The following is a 20,880-nucleotide window of genomic DNA, read 5'->3' on the forward strand; positions in this document are numbered from 1 at the left end:
TGATGGAGGAAATATGTCAACTATTGAAGAACAATTAAAAGCGCTTCGCGAAGAAACGCTGGCTAGCTTGAAGCAGATTACTGCTGGAAATGAAAAAGAGATGCAAGATTTGCGTGTCTCTGTCCTTGGTAAAAAGGGTTCGCTCACTGAAATCCTCAAAGGGATGAAAGATGTTTCTGCTGAGATGCGTCCAATCATTGGGAAACACGTCAATGAAGCTCGTGATGTCTTGACAGCTGCTTTTGAAGAAACAGCTAAGCTCTTGGAAGAAAAGAAAGTCGCGGCTCAACTGGCTAGCGAGAGTATCGATGTGACGCTTCCAGGTCGTCCAGTTGCGACTGGTCACCGTCACGTTTTGACACAAACCAGTGAAGAAATCGAAGATATCTTCATCGGTATGGGTTATCAAGTCGTGGATGGTTTTGAAGTGGAGCAAGACTACTATAACTTTGAACGTATGAACCTTCCAAAAGACCACCCAGCTCGTGATATGCAGGATACTTTCTATATCACTGAAGAAATCTTGCTCCGTACCCACACGTCTCCAGTTCAGGCGCGTGCTATGGATGCCCATGATTTTTCTAAAGGTCCTTTGAAGATGATCTCGCCAGGGCGTGTCTTCCGTCGCGATACGGACGATGCGACCCACAGTCATCAATTCCACCAAATTGAAGGCTTGGTTGTTGGGAAAAATATCTCTATGGCAGACCTTCAAGGAACCCTTCAGTTGATTGTCCAAAAAATGTTTGGTGAAGAGCGTCAAATTCGTTTGCGTCCATCTTACTTTCCATTCACAGAGCCATCTGTTGAGGTGGATGTTTCTTGCTTCAAATGTGGTGGAGAAGGCTGTAACGTATGTAAGAAAACAGGTTGGATCGAAATTATGGGGGCCGGTATGGTTCACCCACGTGTCCTTGAAATGAGTGGTATCGATGCGACTGTATACTCTGGCTTTGCCTTTGGTCTTGGACAAGAGCGTGTAGCCATGCTCCGTTATGGAATCAACGATATCCGTGGATTCTACCAAGGAGATGTCCGCTTCTCAGAACAGTTTAAATAATGATTAGAAAAGTAGAAATGGTAGATGTTGAGGTGTTGGCTAAAATTGCCAAACAAACCTTTCGTGAAACATTTGCTCATGATAATACGGAAGAGCAGTTACAGGAATACTTTGAAGAGGCTTATAGTCTGAGAGTTTTATCAACTGAGTTGGAAAATCCTGACTCCGAAACCTATTTCATTATGCATGAAGAGGAGATAGCTGGTTTTCTCAAAGTCAACTGGGGAAGTGCTCAAACTGAGAGAGAATTAGAGGACGCTTTTGAAATTCAACGCCTCTATGTGCTACAAAAATTCCAAGGATTTGGATTCGGTAAGCAACTGTTTGAATTTGCTCTTGAACTTGCTACAAAAAATAGTTTTTCTTGGGCTTGGTTAGGTGTTTGGGAGCATAATACAAAAGCTCAAGCGTTTTATAATCGATATGGTTTTGAAAAATTTAGCCAACATCATTTTATGGTTGGTCAAAAAGTAGATACGGATTGGTTACTGCGAAAGAAATTAAGGTAAGAAGAGGATTCTTCTATTGAAATGATAGGAAAGGAAAAGAACCAGTGTGGCAATGGTCATTCTGGAGAACTAAATTATGCTTGTATCTTATAAATGGTTAAAAGAATTGGTGGACATTGATGTGCCATCACAGGAGTTGGCTGAAAAAATGTCAACCACAGGGATCGAGGTAGAAGGTGTCGAATCACCGGCTGCTGGTCTCTCAAAAATTGTCGTCGGTGAGGTCTTGTCCTGCGAAGATGTGCCAGAAACTCACCTTCATGTTTGTCAGGTTAACGTTGGCGAAGAAGAAGCCCGTCAAATCGTCTGTGGTGCCCCAAATGTGCGTGCTGGTATCAAGGTTATGGTGGCTCTTCCAGGAGCTCGCATCGCTGACAACTACAAAATCAAAAAAGGAAAAATCCGTGGTTTAGAGTCACTTGGAATGATCTGTTCGCTTGGCGAATTGGGAATTTCTGACTCAGTTGTGCCTAAGGAATTCGCAGATGGCATCCAAATTTTGCCAGAAAATGCCGTTCCAGGTGAGGAAGTCTTCTCATACCTAGACTTGGATGATGAAATCATCGAACTGTCTATCACACCAAACCGTGCAGATGCCCTTTCTATGCGTGGAGTGGCTCACGAAGTGGCAGCTATCTATGACAAGGCAGTCAACTTTAAAGAATTTACTCTTTCAGAAACTGACCAAGCTGCAGCAGATGTTCTTTCTGTGGGCATTGATACAGACAAGGCGCCTTACTATGCAGCTCGTATCTTGGATAATGTGACGATTGCACCAAGTCCACAATGGTTGCAAAACCTTCTCATGAACGAAGGAATCCGTCCTATTAACAACGTAGTGGACGTGACAAACTACATCCTGCTCTACTTTGGTCAACCTATGCATGCCTTTGACTTGGATACCTTTGAAGGGACTGACATCCGTGTGCGTGAAGCGCGTGCTGGTGAAAAATTAGTGACTTTAGATGGTGAAGAACGTGACTTAGAGGTGAATGACTTAGTTATCACTGTCGCAGACAAACCAGTAGCCCTTGCAGGTGTCATGGGCGGTCAAGCAACAGAAATTTCTGAGAAATCTAGTCGTGTCGTCCTTGAAGCTGCAGTCTTCAACGGAAAATCTATCCGCAAGACTAGTGGTCGTCTTAACCTTCGTTCTGAGTCATCTTCTCGCTTTGAAAAAGGTATCAATGTGGCAACTGTTAACGAAGCCCTTGATGCGGCGGCTAGCATGATTGCAGAACTTGCAGGTGCGACGGTGCGTAAAGGTATCGTTTCAGCGGGTGAACTTGATACCTCTGATGTGGAAGTTTCTTCTACCCTTGCTGACGTCAACCGTGTCCTCGGAACTGAGCTTTCATACGCTGATGTAGAAGATGTCTTCCGTCGTCTTGGCTTTGGTCTTTCTGGAAATGCAGACAGCTTTACAGTCAGCGTCCCACGTCGTCGCTGGGATATCACTATCGAGGCAGACCTCTTTGAAGAAATCGCTCGTATCTATGGCTATGATCGCTTGCCAACCAGCCTTCCAAAAGACGATGGTACAGCTGGTGAATTGACTGCAACTCAAAAACTTCGCCGTCAAGTTCGTACCATTGCTGAAGGAGCAGGTTTGACAGAAATCATCACCTATGCTCTAACAACTCCTGAAAAAGCAGTTGAGTTTACGGCTCAACCAAGTAACCTTACTGAACTCATGTGGCCAATGACAGTGGACCGTTCTGTCCTCCGTCAAAATATGATTTCTGGTATCCTAGATACAGTTGCTTACAACGTGGCTCGTAAGAACAAAAACTTGGCTCTTTACGAGATTGGAAAAGTCTTTGAACAGATAGGCAATCCAAAAGAAGAACTTCCAAATGAGATCAACAGCTTTGCTTTTGCCTTGACAGGCTTAGTTGCTGAAAAAGATTTCCAAACAGCAGCAGTTCCAGTTGATTTCTTCTATGCTAAGGGAATCCTTGAAGCCCTATTTACTCGTTTGGGACTCCAAGTAACCTATATAGCAACATCTGAAATCGCTAGCCTTCATCCAGGTCGTACAGCCGTGATTTCACTCGGTGACCAAGTTCTTGGTTTCCTTGGCCAAGTGCATCCAGTCACTGCCAAGGCTTACGATATTCCAGAAACGTATGTAGCTGAGCTTAACCTTTCAGCCATCGAAGGGGCGCTCCAACCTGCTGTTCCATTTGTGGAAATCACGAAATTCCCAGCAGTCAGCCGTGACGTTGCCCTTCTCCTCAAGGCAGAAGTAACTCACCAAGAAGTTGTAGATGCTATCCAAGCTGCCGGCGTGAAACGTTTGACAGATATCAAACTCTTTGACGTCTTCTCAGGTGAGAAATTGGGACTTGGTATGAAGTCCATGGCTTATAGCTTGACCTTCCAAAATCCAGAAGATAGCTTAACGGACGAAGAAGTCGCACGATATATGGAAAAAATCCAAGCGTCGCTCGAAGAAAAAGTGAATGCAGAAGTGCGTTAAACGATAGTAGGATATAAATTCCCCCTCTAGTTTATGAACACTAGAGGGGTGATTTTATATAAAATAATTAAAATGTGATTTCTGTAAAAATACATCTATGATCAGAGTTTTGAAAACTTACAATGTCTAAATCTTTAACATAGTAGTGGTTTTTAGGCAATAAAATATGATCTATCGTTGCATTAAAAAGTTTTGGACTTTGGCTATTCCAAGTTCCTCTTTCAAAAGGTGGCAGTGCATTTAATGCGTCCCTATGAGAGCTTATTTTTGCAAGTGCTCCATGACGCATAGTTGCATTAAAATCACCTGCAATAATAGCCTTTGGATATTTTGAAGCCAATTGATTATGAATGATGGTTAAGTCTTGCTTCCAGATTTCCATTAAACCTGGCAGAGGAGGAGCAGTATGCAAAGCAATGATATCTGGTATATCTTGTTTTCTCGAATGTAATACAATTGTCCCGAACCGTGTTGTATGAAAAGTTTCAGCTTTTGTATAGAAATCGTAACTTTTCTTGACAATCACAGTCACAGGAGCTATTCCACTGTCAGTAGGTGGAGAAGTAAAAATATCATAGTTGGCCATAGAAAGTCCAACTTGATGAAACAATAGTTTGATTCTCTGGTTTTCTTGCTTACCTCTGATATTGGTAGCTAGTTCAGGGAATATAGCCATATCGGCATCAAAATGGCTAAAAATTCGCTCAATATGTTGTGCTTCTATTTGATTAGCGACGTTCCAAGTTACTAATTTTAAGGTTTTAGTCTTATTTGATACGGAAGAAAGGGTTTTATCTGTTCCGAATAATAGTAATATGAACGATAGTAAGAGCAAGATGCTAGAATAAAACCGTATTTGTTTATTTTTCTTGTAAAAAGATAGGGAAAAAAATACGAAACTTAAAATAGAAACCATAGTTGCAGTAGCTAAGGGGAAGGCATAAATCTGTGCCAAGATAGGTCTGGTAGATAGCCAAATATTAAGATTAGAAGATGGAAAAAAAGAATAAGCTATGATAGGGATAGCAAAGAGAATGACAGAAAAGGCAGAGAGAAATATTTTAATCATTGTATGAGTACCTCGATTTGCAATGGTTGCTCGGAGCTAATGTGACTTTGTGACTTTACTCGATTGATATTCTTTTTATTGTCTTCCTTATAGATTAAGTACAACCCAAGTAAAAAAAGTCCAATTTAAGATTGAAATGATTAAAAGTCACGGAGATGCAAGACAATTATACTACAAAAGGCAAACATTTGACAATCGATAGTCGTCGCTTAATCGAACGATGGAAAAAAAGAAGGAAAATCAAATAGAGAAATTGCCTCTCTACTTGGAAAAGCTCCTCAAACTATCCACACTGAAATTAAGCGTAGGACAGTCCGAAAATGTCTTGGAAAAGGGTGCTTCAAAGAGATTTATTCTGCCGACTATGCTCAACAGTCTTATGAAAATAATCGCAAGCACTCGGTCAAGAGATCAAGCTTGACCAAGGAACTAAAGGAAAAGATTCTCCACTATCATAACCAAAAATTTTCGCCTGAAATGATGGTGATGGCTAAAGGGGTTAACGTGGGAATTTCAACCATTTACTATTGGATTCATCATGTAAAATTGGGGTTAAGCAAACAGGAACTGCTTTACCCTAGAAAAGGAAAAGCGCTTAAGAAACAAGCTAGCACCAATTTTAAACTCGCTGGTCAATCTATCGAATTATAATTCGCTCATTTTTTCAAAAAATACATAGACGTAAAAGAAAGAGGGTTAAGAGATGAAGAATAGTGCTATTGGGAGTAATTGGAAGGATGTCCGGTCTCAACTCTTTACCAAGGAGGAAATCCTTGAAAGTGATATGCGAGTGGCTATCATGAGTGAGCTGATTGAAGCCAGGCATGAGCAAGGAATCAGTCAGAAAAAGCTAGAAGAACTTAGTGGAGTAAGCCAGCCTGTCATAGCTAGGATGGAAACAGGCAAGACTAGTCCTCAGTTGGACACAGTCTTAAAAGTCCTAGCCAGTTTGGGAAAGACACTAGCAGTCGTCCCACTCGAACAGGAAAAGAGTTGATTAGAGTAGACTCATACTCAATGAAAATCAAAGAGCAAACTAGGAAACTAGCCGCAGGTTGCTCAAAACACTGTTTTGAGGTTGTAGATAAGACTGACGAAGTCAGTAACCATATGTCTAAGGCAAGGCGACGTTGACGCGGTTTGAAGAGATTTTCGAAGAGTATTATAGTCTTTTCTAATAACAAGCCATAGTCACTTATAAGAATTACTAATAAAGCGTTTGAAGAGCATAACTGAAATAAAGCTATAAAACACGCTATACAAAGGATTTGAGGCATTTGTCTCAGGTCTTTTTCTTTTGTTTAAAACAGATATATAGTTTCAAACTATATCAAAGCCTAATTTTTTACAATTATACAGATGATTTCTTTTCTGTTAAGATAGTTTCAACAACAAATTTTGGAGGACACATCATGTCAACTACAATCATCGGTTTCCCTCGTTTGGGTGAATTCCGCGAATTAAAATTTACAACTGAAAAATACTTTAGAAAAGAAATCACAGAAGAAGAACTCTTGGCAGCAGCAAAAGACTTACGTGCTAAACACTGGAACATTGTCAAAGAAAAAGGCATCACTGAGATTCCATCAAATGACTTTTCTCACTATGATAACTTCCTAGATGCAGCTTTCCTTTTCAACGTGGTACCTGCTTCAGTTCAAAACTTGGACTTGTCTGACCTTGAGCGCTACTTCGCTTTGGGACGTGGTTACCAAGGAGAAAAAGGGGACGTTCGCGCCCTCCCAATGAAGAAATGGTTTAACACTAACTACCACTACATCGTTCCTAAATTTGAAAAAGACACTCAAGTCAAACTTGCAGGTCACAAGATTTTTGATGAGTTCCAAGAAGCCAAAGAACTTGGTCTCAACACTCGTCCTGTTCTTGTAGGTCCCTTCACTTTCCTTCAATTGTCAGACTTTGAAGAAGGCGTGAAAGCAGACGACTTCGTAGATAGCTTAGTGGCTACTTACCAAGAAGTTTTTGCTAAATTGGCTGAACTTGGTGCAACTCGCATCCAATTGGATGAAGCGGCTCTTGTGAAAGATTTGACTGCCGAAGAAAAAGCTCTCTTCTTGAACCTTTACACCAAACTCTTGGCTGACAAAAAAGGTCTTGAAGTCTTGCTTCAAACTTATTTCGGTGATGTTCGTGACGTATACGCTGACCTTGTAAACTTGCCAGTAGATGCTATCGGTCTTGACTTTGTTGAAGGTAAGAAAACTCTTGAACTCGTTAAAGGTGGCTTCCCAGCTGACAAGACTCTCTATGCAGGTATTGTCAATGGTAAAAACATCTGGCGCAACAACTACGAAAAGAGCTTGGCTGTTCTTGAGCAAATCCCAGCTGAAAACATCGTTTTGACAAGCTCATGCTCACTTCTTCATGTGCCATTTACAACAGCTAACGAAGAATTTGAACCAGCTATCTTGAACCACTTTGCCTTTGCAGTTGAAAAATTGGATGAAATCCGTGACTTGGATGCTATCCGCAATGGTCAAGGTTCAGAAGCTCTTGCAGCCAACAAAGAACTCTTTGCGACTGAGCGTGTTGGTGAAAATGCTGAACTTCGTGCGCGTATCGCTGGCTTGACAGACACAGACTACACTCGTTTGCCAGCCTTTGCAGAACGTGAAGCTATCCAAGAAGAAGCTTTCAAACTTCCAGCTCTTCCAACAACAACGATTGGTTCATTCCCTCAAACAAAAGAAGTTCGTGCCAAACGTTTGGCTTACCGTAAAGGTGAATTGTCTCAAGAAGAGTACGACGCTTTCCTTGCTGAAACGATCGATGAATGGATCAAATGGCAAGAAGATATCGACTTTGATGTCCTTGTTCACGGTGAATTTGAGCGTAATGACATGGTTGAGTACTTCGGTCAAAACTTGTCAGGTTACCTCTTCTCTAAAAATGGTTGGGTACAATCATACGGTATGCGTGGGGTGAAACCACCAATCATCTGGGGTGATGTCACTCGTCTTAACCCTATCACTGTTAAATGGTCTAGCTATGCACAAAGCCGTACAAACAAACCTGTTAAAGGTATGTTGACTGGACCTGTTACCATCCTCAACTGGTCATTCCCACGTGAAGACATCTCTATCAAGGATTCTACTCTTCAAATCGCTCTTGCTATCAAGGATGAAGTTCTTGACCTTGAAGCTGCTGGCGTGAAGATCATCCAAATCGACGAGGCTGCTCTTCGTGAGAAATTGCCACTCCGTCGTAGCGACTGGTACGAAGACTACCTTGACTGGGCAATTCCTGCCTTCCGCTTGGTACACTCAACAGTAGCGTCAGATACACAAATCCACACTCACATGTGTTACTCAGAATTTACAGATATCATCCCAGCTATCGACAACATGGATGCAGACGTTATCTCATTTGAAGCTAGCCGTTCAAACCTTGAAATCTTGGACGAACTCAAAGCGAAAAACTTCCAAACAGAAGTGGGACCTGGGGTTTACGATATCCACTCACCTCGTGTGCCAAATGAAGGCGAAATCGACAATACAATCGAAGCTATCCTTGCTAAAGTGCCAAGCAAGAAAGTTTGGATCAACCCAGACTGTGGTTTGAAAACACGTGGTATTCCAGAAACAAAAGAAAGCTTGATCCGCCTTGTTGAAGCAGCGAAAGCTGCGCGTGAGAAATTGTAAGATTAGATTTCTCTCCATACAATGGTTGTTCAAAAAGAAATCAACTAGAAAAGGTTATTACATATGTCACGCCAAACACCGTCACTCTCATTTGAAGTGTTCCCTCCAAACCCAGCCGTGGGTAATGGTAACATTATTTCAGCCTTGCAGGATATGCAGGAGTTGGCTCCCCATTTTATCAGTGTAACTGCCAGCAATAATAAATTTAATATCAAGGAAACGACGGTCCGTTTGGCTGATTTTATCCAAAATGACTTGGCGATTCCGACCATTGCCCACTTGCCAGCCATCTATTTGACTAAGGACAAGGTGGCTGAAACCATTGCGGACTTGGACAAGGTTGGGGTGCAGAAAATCTTGGCTCTTCGTGGGGATATTATTCCAGATGTGGAGCCGCAAAAGGATTTTCGCTATGCAACTGACTTAATTGAGTTCATCAAGGAACAAGCTCCTCACTTTGATATTGTTGGTGCTTGCTATCCAGAAGGGCACCCAGATTCGCCAAATCAGATTTTAGATATTCAAAATCTCAAGAAGAAAGTGGATGCAGGTTGTTCGAGCCTTGTGACTCAGCTTTTCTTTGACAATGAGCGCTTCTATGATTTCCAAGACAAGTGTATCTTGGCTGGGATTGATGTTCCTATTCATGCAGGGATTATGCCAATTCTGAATCGAAATCAGGCCCTCCGCCTCTTGAAGACTTGTGAGAATATCCATCTTCCACGTAAATTCAAAGCCATCTTAGACAAGTATGAGCATGACCCTGAGTCGCTCAGAGCAGCAGGACTTGCCTATGCGGTGGACCAAATCGTGGACTTGGTAACTCAGGATGTTGCAGGTGTGCATCTCTACACTATGAACAATGCTGAAACAGCAAAATACATCCATCAAGCAACCCATGCCTTGTTTAATCATCAGTCTCTAGGATAATAAAAAGCAAACCATTCTTCTCAAGTGAGGGGAATGGTTCCTTTTTAATGGTAAAGACCGCACTTTTTAAGAAAAATATGATAAAATAGACTCTGTACGTACTTGATACAAAGATGAGGGTATTTAGGTTGTAGAGGTTTGTTTAAAGTTGATTATTTTTTAAACAAAATCTGATAATGTGTGTCTCAAAAAACACGAACGGAGTGAGTATTTAAAAGATATTTCACGCTATCGTGGTATCTTAGATGATAACAATATTATTATCTAAGGCAGGATTTTTGAGAGTAAAATAGTTCGGGAAACTATTTTAGCCTGAGCATAGAAATAAAAAGGCGAAGTAATTAAAAATTACCATTGAAATTCCGTTGGATTTCTAAAATCATCCACTGGATAATTTTAGCTCCCGTCCGCACTATTCCAGGGAAATATCAAAAAGATACTTAATTGAATTTTGGCCTCATTCCTTAGGAAAAAAGATAAGCTTCCTAGCACTCATCGAGTGCGGCGTCACCTTCCTATTTTTCTACAGAAATGTTCGGCAAGCCGAACCGTCCAAAGTATCTTGTGTAATTGAACACGCCTACAACTCTGTGGAAAAAGATAAATCTGCCTAGGAGCGGTCGCTCCGTTGTTCGATTTCCTATTTTCCTTTGAGTTGCTTGACGTCCTTGGTATCTTGAGTAATTGAACACGCCTACAACTCTGTGGAAAAAGATAAATCTACCTAGGAGCATTCGCTCCGTCGTTCGATTTCCTATTTTCCTTTGAGTTGCTTAACGGCTTAGTATCTTGATTTTTGTAGGCAAGGCGTATAATTTCATCAATCCAAAGGGGATTAAAATGACAAAACAAGTGTTTCAAACGACTTTTGCGGGTCGTGAGTTAATTGTAGAGACTGGTCAGGTTGCTAAGCAAGCAAATGGCTCTGTTGTCGTGCGTTACGGTGAGTCAACTGTCTTGACTGCGGCCGTTATGTCTAAGAAAATGGCAACTGGGGATTTCTTCCCTCTTCAAGTCAACTACGAAGAAAAAATGTATGCAGCAGGGAAGTTTCCTGGTGGCTTTATGAAACGTGAAGGACGTCCTTCAACGGATGCGACCTTGACAGCGCGTTTGATTGACCGTCCAATTCGTCCTATGTTTGCGGAAGGTTTCCGTAATGAAGTACAAGTGATTAACACCGTGCTTTCTTATGATGAAAATGCATCTGCACCAATGGCTGCTATGTTTGGTTCATCCTTGGCGCTGTCTATTTCAGATATTCCATTTGACGGCCCAATCGCTGGGGTACAAGTGAGCTATGTAGATGGTCAAATCATCATCAACCCTACGCAAGAACAAGCAGAGCAATCTCTTCTTGAATTGACAGTAGCTGGAACCAAGCACGCTATCAACATGGTAGAGTCTGGTGCCAAAGAATTGTCAGAAGAAATCATGTTGGAAGCGCTTCTTAAAGGGCACGAAGCTGTCAAAGAATTGATTGCCTTCCAAGAAGAAATCGTTGCTGCTGTCGGTAAAGAAAAAGCAGAAGTGGAATTGCTTCACGTGGCTGCTGAATTGCAGGCAGAAATCATCTCAGCTTACAACAGTGACCTCCAAAAAGCGGTTCAAGTAGAAGAAAAATTGGCTCGTGAAGCTGCTACTCAAGCAGTTAAAGACCAAGTGACTGCTGTTTATGAAGAAAAATATGCAGACCACGAAGAATTTGACCGTATCATGCGTGATGTGGCTGAAATCTTGGAACAAATGGAACACGCAGAAGTGCGACGTTTAATTACAGAAGACAAGGTGCGTCCTGATGGTCGTAAGGTCGATGAAATCCGTCCTTTGGATGCGGTTGTTGACTTCCTTCCTCGTGTGCACGGCTCCGGTCTCTTCACTCGTGGACAAACTCAGGCTCTTTCAGTCTTGACCTTGGCTCCGATGGGAGAAACTCAAATCATTGATGGTTTGGATCCAGAGTACAAGAAACGCTTTATGCACCACTATAACTTTCCACAATACTCTGTAGGGGAAACAGGTCGTTACGGTGCGCCAGGTCGTCGTGAAATCGGTCACGGTGCTCTTGGTGAGCGTGCTCTTGCTCAAGTCTTGCCAAGCTTGGAAGAATTCCCATACGCTATCCGTCTAGTAGCAGAAGTTTTGGAATCAAACGGTTCTTCATCTCAAGCTTCTATCTGTGCGGGAACTCTTGCCCTTATGGCTGGTGGTGTGCCAATCAAGGCGCCAGTAGCTGGTATTGCTATGGGACTTATCTCAGATGGAAATAACTACACAGTATTGACAGATATCCAAGGTTTGGAAGATCACTTTGGAGATATGGACTTCAAGGTTGCAGGTACTCGTGATGGGATTACAGCCCTTCAAATGGATATCAAGATTCAAGGGATTACTGCAGAAATCTTGACGGAGGCTCTTGCTCAAGCCAAGAAAGCGCGTTTTGAAATCCTTGATGTCATTGAAGCAACCATTCCAGAAGTTCGTCCAGAATTGGCTCCAACTGCTCCGAAAATTGATACGATCAAGATTGATGTGGACAAGATTAAGATTGTCATCGGTAAGGGTGGAGAAACCATCGACAAGATTATCGCTGAAACAGGCGTTAAGATTGACATCGACGAAGAAGGTAACGTATCTATCTACTCTAGCGACCAAGATGCCATCAATCGTGCTAAAGAAATTATTGCTGGTTTGGTTCGTGAAGCTAAGGTGGACGAAGTTTACCGTGCTAAAGTCGTTCGTATCGAGAAATTTGGTGCCTTTGTTAACCTCTTTGATAAGACAGATGCTCTTGTTCATATCTCGGAGATGGCTTGGACTCGTACCAATCGTGTAGAGGATTTGGTAGAAATCGGGGATGAAGTTGATGTTAAGGTTATCAAGATTGATGAAAAAGGCCGTATCGATGCCTCTATGAAGGCTCTTCTACCTCGTCCGCCAAAACCTGAGCATGATGAAAAAGGTGAAAAGTCTGAGCGCCCTCACCGCCCACGTCATCACAAGGAACACAAACCTAAGAAAGAATTTACAGAGACACCAAAAGATTCAGAGTAAGAAAAGGAGAAATGTATGGGGTGGTGGCGCGAAACCATTGATATCGTAAAAGAAAATGATCCAGCGGCCCGCACCACTTTGGAGGTTTTGCTGACTTATCCAGGTGTCAAGGCCTTGGCGGCCCACCGTCTCTCGCATTTTCTCTGGAAGTACGGCTTCAAACTCTTAGCTCGTATGCACAGTCAGTTTTGGCGCTTTTGGACTCAGATTGAGATTCATCCAGGTGCCCAGATTGATTCAGGTGTCTTTATCGACCACGGTTCAGGCTTGGTGATTGGAGAAACAGCGATCGTTGAAAAAGGCGTTCTTCTTTATCACGGGGTGACTCTTGGTGGAACTGGTAAGGATGTTGGAAAACGCCATCCGACCGTTCGAAAGGGAGCTCTCATATCGGCTCATGCCCAAGTCATCGGACCAGTGGAAATCGGTGAAAATGCCAAGGTTGGTGCAGCAGCAGTTGTCGTGGCAGATGTACCTAGTGATGTGACGGTTGTCGGTATTCCGGCTAAGATTGTCCGCCTTCATGGTAAGAAGGATGAGCCTGTCATTCACGAAGTCGAAGAAAAACGAGAGTATTATGTTAATAAACTCGAGCAGGCTAAAGAAGCCAGTCATAGATCGTCTGGTTTGTAGAGGATACCTATATGATTCAAGCAAGAAACAAGTTAAGCCAAGAGGAGCTATCTGAGGCGAAAAAAGTAATTAACTGTTGCCAAAACTATGACGGTACCTATCGCGATCCCTATCTCTCTAACATGCTTAATTTTGACCCAAACATGCCCGCCTTTTTCCTTTATTATGAAAAAGGCGAACTTGTTGGTTTATTAACTGTTTATGCAGATGATCAAGATGTGGAAGTGACGATACTGGTTCATCCAGATCATCGCCGTCAGGGAATTGCGCGTGCTTTGTTTACGAGTTTTGAGAAAGAAACGGCTTCTTTCCCTATTCGGTCAGTCACTTTTCAGACAGAACGTATTTTTTTAGAGAATCATCCTGACTTTGCCAGTAACTGGGGACTAATCGAGGATGAAGAGACAGAAACCTGGTTAGGTAAGGATAGAAGACCATATCAGTTAGCAAAACTTTCTAATCTTGAAGTTTTGTTAGCAGATAGTTCGTATCAGGAGCAAATTAGCCAGTTAAAATTTCAGGCATTTTCAGAGGAACATGAATCTAGAGAAGTTGTGGATAGATATGTCGCTGAAGCTCTGAAGGATCCAGAAAGTCGCTTATATATTTTGTTAAAAGACAGTCAGGTTATTGGAACTTGCACGGTAGATTTATCGACTAATACGAATTACTTCTACGGTTTAGCAATATTGGAACCTGAACGTGGGAAAGGCTATGGAAGCTACTTAGCAAAATCCCTCGTCAACCAACTAATTGAGCAAAATGACAAGGAATTTCAGATTGCAGTGGAAGATAGCAATGTAGGTGCCAAACGTTTGTATGAAAAAATTGGCTTTGTCAAACAGACTCAGGTGGTTTATCTGAATGAGAAAGGAGCAAGGGATTCCGAAGTGTAGAGATATTCGGACTGAAATTCAATTGAACTCTTAGTGATGAAACTAAGTGTTCTTTGATTTTGGTTTTCCTGACTATTATTTTATGATTAAAATCTACGACACCATGTCTCGTGATTTGCGAGAATTTGTCCCAATCGAGGACGGCAAAGTCAAGATGTATGTTTGTGGACCAACCGTCTACAACTATATCCACGTGGGGAATGCCCGTTCAACGGTGACTTTTGATACCATTCGTCGCTATTTTGAGTACCGTGGGTATAAGGTTGCCTATATTTCCAATTTTACAGATGTGGATGATAAGATAATCAACCGTGCCAAGGAAGAAGGCATCACGCCTCAGGAGGTTGCGGACAAGTACATCGCTGCCTTTCGTGAGGATGTGACGGCCTTGGGCGTGAAACCTGCGACTCGCCATCCGCGTGTAGTGGAGTTTATGGCAGACATCATCCGTTTTGTGGAAGACTTGATTGAGAAAGGCTTTGCCTATGAGAGTCAAGGGGATGTCTATTTCCGTGTAGAAAAATCTCACAATTACGCCAAATTGGCTAATAAAACCTTGGAAGATTTGGAGCTAGGTGCTTCAGGTCGTACCGATGAAGAAACGGCTCGTAAGGAAAATCCTGTGGACTTTGCATTATGGAAATCTTCCAAACCAGGTGAGATTTCTTGGGATAGTCCTTGGGGACCTGGTCGTCCGGGCTGGCACATCGAGTGTTCAGTCATGTCGACAGAGATTTTGGGCGACACCATTGATATTCACGGTGGTGGAGCTGACCTAGAGTTTCCTCACCATACTAATGAAATTGCCCAGTCTGAAGCTAAAACAGGCAAGACTTTTGCCAACTACTGGATGCACAATGGCTTTGTCAATATTGACAATGTCAAGATGTCCAAGTCTTTGGGGAACTTTATCACCGTACACGATGCCCTTAAAACTCTTGATGGGCAAGTGCTTCGTTTCTTCTTTGCGACTCAACATTATCGCAAGCCTATCAACTTTACAGAAAAGGCAGTGCGTGATGCAGAGACTAATCTCAAGTATCTGAAGAATACTTACGAGCAACTATTTACAGGAAACGTGGATACCCAAGAATTACAAGCATTTAAAGATAAGTTTGTGGCGGCTATGGATGAAGATTTTAACGCTGCCAACGGTATCACAGTTGTTTTTGAAATGGCCAAGTGGATTAACTCAGGTAACTATGATGCAAGTGTCAAGCAAGCTCTTGCAGATATGTTAGAAATTTTTGGAATTGTCTTTGTTGAGGAAGCTTTGGATGCAGAGATTGAAGACTTGATTCAAAAACGCCAAGAGGCGCGTGCCAATCGTGACTTTGCGACAGCAGACCAAATCCGTGATCAATTGGCTGCTCAGGGAATTAAGCTCCTTGACACCAAGGATGGAGTGAGGTGGACACGTGATTGATGTCAATCTCATTAATGGGATTGCGCTAGCCTTTGAAGGAGATGCGGTTTATTCCATGTATATTCGTCGTCACCTCATCCTCAAAGGCATGACCAAACCCAATAAACTCCATCAAGAAGCGACCAAGTATGTGTCGGCCAAGGCTCAGGCTCGCCTGATTTCCCTCATGTTAGAGGAGCAAGTCCTAACGGAAAGAGAAAAAGAAATCTACAAACGTGGCCGCAATACCAATAGCCACACAAAGGCTAAAAATGCAGATGTGGTGACTTACCGCATGTCCACAGGTTTTGAAGCTGTGATGGGCTATCTCCATATGACTGAAAATTTGGAACGTCTTGAGAGCTTGATTTGGTGGTGCATCCAAAAAGTGGAGGGCTAGGACATGATGACAAAAGAACTACAAGACTGGTTTCCTGAGGCTCAGATTTCAGACCAACCAGTAGAGAAAGAGGGCTATCTCACTCTCCCTTTAGCTTCTCAGCAGTGGATTTTGCTGGAGAAAGCTGGGCTCAGTGAGCGTGAAAAGCAGTTGATTTCCCTTTTGACCCAGCAGGAGCAGGCTCGTTCGCTCAATCCTTGGTATTCCTATCTGATTGAGGGGAAGGGTCAGGCACCGCAAACTTTTAAAAAGATTCAGTTGGTGTATTGCCATCTTTCCTATTTTCAGCAGGAAAATCTGGCTTCTTGGCTAGATATGATGCGGACTCTTTTTCCGAATTGTCAGACGGTGCTTCAGGTCGGAGCTCAGGATTATGTTTTCGTGCTGCAACAAGATAAGTACACCTCTGTACGTTCAATCTTATCTGATACGATTGAAGCGGTTGAATATGACTTTGGACTTCGTCTCTCTATCATGTTAGGCCAGGTTTGGTCTCAGGCAAGACATCAAGCCCTATCAGACTTGATTAAAGCAGAGAGAGATTTATTTAAGACTTGGTGGCGTCAGGGTCACCAAGGTGTTCATACTTTTTCTCAGCTCTATCTTTGGAGTATGGGAGAAAGACTCGTGGACTTGAGAGTAATCAAGGAATGTCTACACCAGATGATTTTGGATCAAGATCAGATTCAGGAAATCATTCTCTCCCTTTGGGAAAATAGTGCTGTCCTAACAAAAACAGCCCAGCAACTCTATCTGCACCGCAATTCTCTCCAATACAAAATTGATAAATGGGAAGAATTGACAGGGCTACAGTTGAAGGAATTGACCGACCTGACCCTGTGTTATCAATTGATTTTAGGTTCTTTGTCAACTATAGTTGGTTTGTAAAGAAGTTAATATTTGGAGAAGAGGATTGCATCTTCTCCATTTTTATGTGCAGAGTTATAGTGGATTGATGCTGTCAATCGAAAGTGATGATGTCCCAAAAAAATGGTAACCGGATGGCTTCACAGATAAAGAAGAAGTAGAAAAAGGAACAAATCCGAAAGATCCAAACTCGAAACCAGAATCTAAACCAGTAGGTGCATCAACTAAGGATTCAGATAGTGTTAAAGATCCATCAGTAACATCGGTTAAAGATCCAAGCAACTTGACTGATGCAGAAAGAGCTAAGGTAGCCGAAGAAGTTAAGAAATCTAACCCAACTGCAACAGATGTTAAAGTAGGTAAAGATGGAACAATAACTGTAACCTTCCCAGATGGCTCAACAGCAGTAATTCCAGCAGCTAAAGCAGTTGAGAAAGCTAAAGATGCAGATAGTGTTAAGGATCCGTCAGCAACACCAGTTAAAGATCCAAGCAACTTGACTGACGCAGAAAAAGCTAAGGTAGCTGAAGAAGTTAAGAAATCTAACCCAACTGCGAAAGATATTAAGGTAAACAAAGACGGATCAGTAGTTGTAACCTTTGAAGATGGTACTACATCTGTTATTCCAGCAGATAAGACAGTCAAGAAATCAGATAGTTCAGTAGCAGTTAATCCAGCTACCAACCAAGATTCACCTGCTCAAGCACCAGCTGAGAAAGCAGGAGCGAAAGAATTGCCAAATACTGGTACAGAACAATCTAGCGCTTCACTTGCTCTAGCACTTCTTGCAGCAGCAACAGGGGGACTCCTTATCGCGAAAAAACGCAAGGAAGAAGAGTAAGAAATTACTTTGATAAAATAATTCATAGGATAAACATTCTGTAAATTTAACGAAAATAGATTGGAACACTATGTTCTAGTCGCCCCCAAAAGGATAGCATCTCCGAGAGGAGATGTTATCCTTTTTTTACTAGTGAATCAAATGATATAGTGGATTGAATTTATAATAGTACGGTAAGCGCGTCATAACAAGGTATCTATCATTCATGGAGTTTCTCCTGTATACTATTCGTAAAGTAAAACTATTGGAAGATATTTTAATGCCACAACCTATTGTTCCTGTAGAGATTCCACAATCTCGAAATGATAGAAGAGCTTTTGGATAAGGTGTTGCTCTATGCCAATTCATCTATCTAGCCTAGGGCAGGTCTATCTCGTGTGTGGGAAAACGGATATGAGGCAAGGCATTGATTCACTGGCTTATCTCATTAAAACCCACTTTGAATTAAATCCCTTTTCAGGTCAAGTCTTTCTCTTTTGTGGTGGACGTAAAGACCGCTTTAAAGCTCTTTACTGGGATGGTCAAGGATTTTGGCTACTATATAAACGCTTTGAGAACGGTAAGTTGACTTGGCCAAGTACAGAAATGGATGTCGAAGCTCTCACACCTGAACAAGTAGACTGGCTGATGAAGGGCTTTTCTATCACTCCCAAAATAAATTCATCAGAAAGTCGTGATTTCTATTGAAAGACGGGCATCTGGTCCTTTCCAATAATCTAGCTGAACGCGCTATTAAATCATTGGTTATGGGACGGAGTAAAAGAGTCCAGTGGACTCTTTTAGCCTAAGAAAAACGTGGACTGATTTTGTGTTTGGATTATGACCTTGAACGACATGCTTTAAAAGTTAGTTGAACCGCCGTATGCCGAACGGCACGTACGGTGGTGTGAGAGGGACTAGAGATTATCCCCTACTCGATATTTTTTTCGTATTTCATAAACATTTCATATTTGGGTTTTATAATAGTCTTACAAATATGGAGGTGACAAATGAATCCAATCCAAAGATCTTGGGCTTATGTCAGCAGAAAACGACTGAGAAGTTTTATTTTATTTCTGATTTTATTGGTCCTATTGGCTGGAATTTCAGCCTGTTTGACGCTGATGAAGTCCAACAAAACAGTTGAAACCAATCTTTACAAATCACTCAATACATCTTTTTCTATTAAGAAGATAGAAAATGGTCAGACTTTCAAGTTGTCGGACTTATCATCCGTGAGCCAGATTAAGGGACTGGAAAATGTCTCTCCTGAACTCGAGACGGTCGCAAAACTGAAAGACAAGGAAGCGGTGGCTGGTGAGCAGAGCGTAGAACGTGATGATTTGTCAGCAGCGGACAAGAACTTGGTTAGCTTAACGGCTCTTGAGGATTCATCCAAGGATGTGACCTTTACCAGTTCGGCTTTCAATCTAAAAGAAGGGCGACATCTTCAAAAAGGAGATTCCAAGAAAATCATCATCCACGAAGAGTTGGCTAAGAAGAATAGTCTTTCGCTTCATGACAAGATTGGCTTGGATACTGGTCAGTCTGAATCTGGCAAAGGGCAAACAGTGGAGTTTGAAATTGTCGGCATCTTTTCTGGTAAAAAACAGGAGAAATTCACAGGCTTGTCTTCTGACTTCAGTGAAAACCAGGTCTTTACAGACTATGAAAGTAGCCAAAGCCTTTTAGGAAATGGTGAATCTCTAGTCAGTGCAGCGCGCTTTTATGTAGAAAACCCTAAGGAAATGGACGGACTCATGGAGCAGGTGGAAAACTTGTCCTTGGAAAATCAAGGCTACCAAATCGATAAGGAAAACAAGGCTTTTGAACAAATCAAAGACTCAGTAGCAACCTTCCAAACCTTCCTAACCATCTTCCTTTATGGGATGTTGATAGCTGGAGCTGGAGCCTTAATTCTTGTTTTGTCTCTCTGGTTGAGAGAAAGGGTCTACGAAGTGGGAATTTTACTGGCACTTGGAAAAGGCAAGAGCTCGATTTTCCTACAATTCTGTTTAGAGGTAGTTTTGGTATCTCTTGGAGCTTTGCTTCCAGCATTTGTTGCAGGAAACGCCATCACATCTTACCTACTCCAAACTCTACTAGCAAGTGGAGATCAGGCTGCCTTACAAGACACGCTAGCTAAAGCAAGCAGTTTATCAACCAACATCCTATCTTTTGCAGAATCCTATGTCTTTCTAGTCCTGCTTAGTTGCTTATCTGTAGCCCTTTGTTTCCTATTCTTATTTAGAAAATCGCCTAAGGAAATTTTATCATCTATTAGTTAATACTCTTCGAAAATCTCTTTAAACCGTGTCAGCTGTATCTGCAACCTCAAAGTTGTGCTTTGAGCAACCTACAGCTAGCTTCCTAGTTTGCTCTTTGATTTTCATTGAGTATAAGAAGGAGAAATCATGACTTTATTACAATTACAAGACCTTAACTACCGTTATAAGAACACTGCTGAGGCAGTCCTATATCAGATCAATTATCATTTTGAACCTGGGAAATTTTACAGTATTATTGGGGAGTCAGGAGCGGGGAAATCCACTCTCTTGTCCCTACTTGCTGGTTTAGATAGTCCTGTTGAAGGTTCGATTCTTTTCCAAGGAGAGGATATTCGTAAGAAGGGGTATTCCTACCATCGTATGCACCATATTTCCCTGGTATTTCAAAATTATAACTTGATAGATTATCTTTCTCCACTGGAAAATATCCGCTTGGTCAACAAAAAGGCAAGCAAGGATACACTGCTTGAGCTTGGTTTAGATGAAAATCAGATCAAGCGGAATGTTCTCCAGTTATCAGGTGGTCAACAGCAACGTGTTGCCATTGCTCGCAGTTTGGTCTCAGAAGCTCCAGTTATTCTAGCTGATGAGCCAACAGGAAATCTGGATCCTAAAACTGCTGGAGATATTGTCGAACTGCTCAAATCACTTGCCCAGAAAACAGGTAAATGTGTCATCGTCGTAACCCACAGCAAAGAAGTGGCACAAGCATCAGATATTACACTTGAGTTGAAAGATAAGAAACTGACTGAAACTCGAAATACTACGAAATAATACGAACTTTTTCTGTTCAAACTATAAAATA

At 42.0% G+C, this 20,880-nt stretch carries 17 protein-coding genes and 2 pseudogenes; 18 read left to right on the forward strand and 1 reads right to left on the reverse strand.

Features of this window, described 5'->3' with window-relative positions; genetic code table 11:
• The first annotated feature begins 13 nt into the window (after positions 1-13).
• The 3 genes from pheS (at position 14) to pheT (ending at position 4,051) form a co-directional block, all read left to right on the forward strand.
• On the forward strand, positions 14-1,060 hold the full coding sequence (pheS, locus tag SPPN_RS03015; RefSeq protein WP_001818763.1) for a phenylalanine--tRNA ligase subunit alpha: 1,047 nt from the start codon (positions 14-16) through the stop codon (positions 1,058-1,060).
• The gene (locus SPPN_RS03020; RefSeq protein ID WP_000619957.1) at positions 1,060-1,569 is read left to right on the forward strand and encodes a GNAT family N-acetyltransferase; all 510 of its coding nucleotides are present in this window, start codon (positions 1,060-1,062) and stop codon (positions 1,567-1,569) included. The genes pheS and SPPN_RS03020 overlap by 1 nt, the downstream gene beginning before the upstream one ends.
• A gap of 76 nt (positions 1,570-1,645) precedes the next feature.
• The gene (gene pheT, locus SPPN_RS03025) at positions 1,646-4,051 is read left to right on the forward strand and encodes a phenylalanine--tRNA ligase subunit beta (RefSeq protein WP_000961530.1); all 2,406 of its coding nucleotides are present in this window, start codon (positions 1,646-1,648) and stop codon (positions 4,049-4,051) included.
• 67 nt (positions 4,052-4,118) lie between these two features.
• Here pheT and SPPN_RS03030 read toward each other — a convergent pair whose 3' ends face one another.
• A complete protein-coding gene (locus tag SPPN_RS03030) occupies positions 4,119-5,120 on the reverse strand; it encodes an endonuclease/exonuclease/phosphatase family protein (RefSeq protein ID WP_000590360.1) in 1,002 nt (333 codons plus the stop codon).
• Between the two features lie 155 nt (positions 5,121-5,275).
• Between SPPN_RS03030 and SPPN_RS03035 the strand changes: the two are divergent.
• From SPPN_RS03035 to vex2, 15 genes and pseudogenes are all read left to right on the forward strand, one after another.
• Positions 5,276-5,765: pseudogene (locus tag SPPN_RS03035) on the forward strand (transposase); the annotation flags it as partial.
• A gap of 58 nt (positions 5,766-5,823) precedes the next feature.
• A complete protein-coding gene (locus tag SPPN_RS03040) occupies positions 5,824-6,117 on the forward strand; it encodes a helix-turn-helix domain-containing protein (RefSeq protein WP_000797748.1) in 294 nt (97 codons plus the stop codon).
• A gap of 415 nt (positions 6,118-6,532) precedes the next feature.
• Complete coding sequence (gene metE / locus SPPN_RS03045; protein WP_000108257.1) at positions 6,533-8,782, forward strand: 5-methyltetrahydropteroyltriglutamate--homocysteine S-methyltransferase; 2,250 nt, start codon at positions 6,533-6,535, stop codon at positions 8,780-8,782.
• 63 nt (positions 8,783-8,845) lie between these two features.
• Positions 8,846-9,712, forward strand: coding sequence for a methylenetetrahydrofolate reductase [NAD(P)H] (gene metF / locus SPPN_RS03050; RefSeq protein WP_000089978.1), 867 nt, complete (start codon positions 8,846-8,848; stop codon positions 9,710-9,712).
• An 840-nt stretch (positions 9,713-10,552) separates the two neighbouring features.
• Entirely contained in the window at positions 10,553-12,766 is a 2,214-nt protein-coding gene (pnp, locus tag SPPN_RS03055; RefSeq protein ID WP_000166431.1) for a polyribonucleotide nucleotidyltransferase, read from the forward strand.
• Between the two features lie 15 nt (positions 12,767-12,781).
• Positions 12,782-13,399: a serine O-acetyltransferase gene (gene cysE, locus SPPN_RS03060; RefSeq protein WP_000540000.1), complete on the forward strand. Its 618-nt coding sequence runs from the start codon at positions 12,782-12,784 to the stop codon at positions 13,397-13,399.
• A gap of 11 nt (positions 13,400-13,410) precedes the next feature.
• Entirely contained in the window at positions 13,411-14,295 is an 885-nt protein-coding gene (locus SPPN_RS03065; RefSeq protein ID WP_000613654.1) for a GNAT family N-acetyltransferase, read from the forward strand.
• A gap of 82 nt (positions 14,296-14,377) precedes the next feature.
• The gene (gene cysS, locus SPPN_RS03070) at positions 14,378-15,721 is read left to right on the forward strand and encodes a cysteine--tRNA ligase (RefSeq protein ID WP_014017207.1); all 1,344 of its coding nucleotides are present in this window, start codon (positions 14,378-14,380) and stop codon (positions 15,719-15,721) included.
• Complete coding sequence (locus tag SPPN_RS03075) at positions 15,714-16,100, forward strand: Mini-ribonuclease 3 (RefSeq protein WP_000567930.1); 387 nt, start codon at positions 15,714-15,716, stop codon at positions 16,098-16,100. Before cysS ends, SPPN_RS03075 begins: the two co-directional genes overlap by 8 nt.
• A 3-nt stretch (positions 16,101-16,103) precedes the next feature.
• Positions 16,104-16,988, forward strand: coding sequence for a helix-turn-helix domain-containing protein (locus SPPN_RS03080; RefSeq protein WP_000988346.1), 885 nt, complete (start codon positions 16,104-16,106; stop codon positions 16,986-16,988).
• Positions 16,989-17,250: 262 nt separating this feature from the next.
• Positions 17,251-17,808, forward strand: a complete 558-nt coding sequence (locus tag SPPN_RS14400) for a MiiA motif-containing surface protein (RefSeq protein ID WP_000128611.1) — start codon at positions 17,251-17,253, stop codon at positions 17,806-17,808.
• 393 nt (positions 17,809-18,201) lie between these two features.
• Complete coding sequence (tnpB, locus tag SPPN_RS14175; RefSeq protein ID WP_420173520.1) at positions 18,202-18,495, forward strand: IS66 family insertion sequence element accessory protein TnpB; 294 nt, start codon at positions 18,202-18,204, stop codon at positions 18,493-18,495.
• Positions 18,489-18,563 (forward strand): annotated as a pseudogene (locus SPPN_RS14405) (hypothetical protein); the annotation flags it as partial. The gene tnpB and the pseudogene SPPN_RS14405, both read left to right, overlap by 7 nt.
• Before the next feature lie 234 nt (positions 18,564-18,797).
• The gene (locus SPPN_RS03095) at positions 18,798-20,075 is read left to right on the forward strand and encodes an ABC transporter permease (RefSeq protein WP_001068296.1); all 1,278 of its coding nucleotides are present in this window, start codon (positions 18,798-18,800) and stop codon (positions 20,073-20,075) included.
• Positions 20,076-20,201: 126 nt separating this feature from the next.
• Complete coding sequence (gene vex2, locus SPPN_RS03105; RefSeq protein ID WP_000173719.1) at positions 20,202-20,849, forward strand: ABC transporter ATP-binding subunit Vex2; 648 nt, start codon at positions 20,202-20,204, stop codon at positions 20,847-20,849.
• The last annotated feature ends 31 nt before the right edge of the window (positions 20,850-20,880 follow it).

This window comes from Streptococcus pseudopneumoniae IS7493 (assembly GCF_000221985.1).
In the GTDB taxonomy this organism is placed as follows: Bacteria; Bacillota; Bacilli; order Lactobacillales; family Streptococcaceae; genus Streptococcus; species Streptococcus pseudopneumoniae.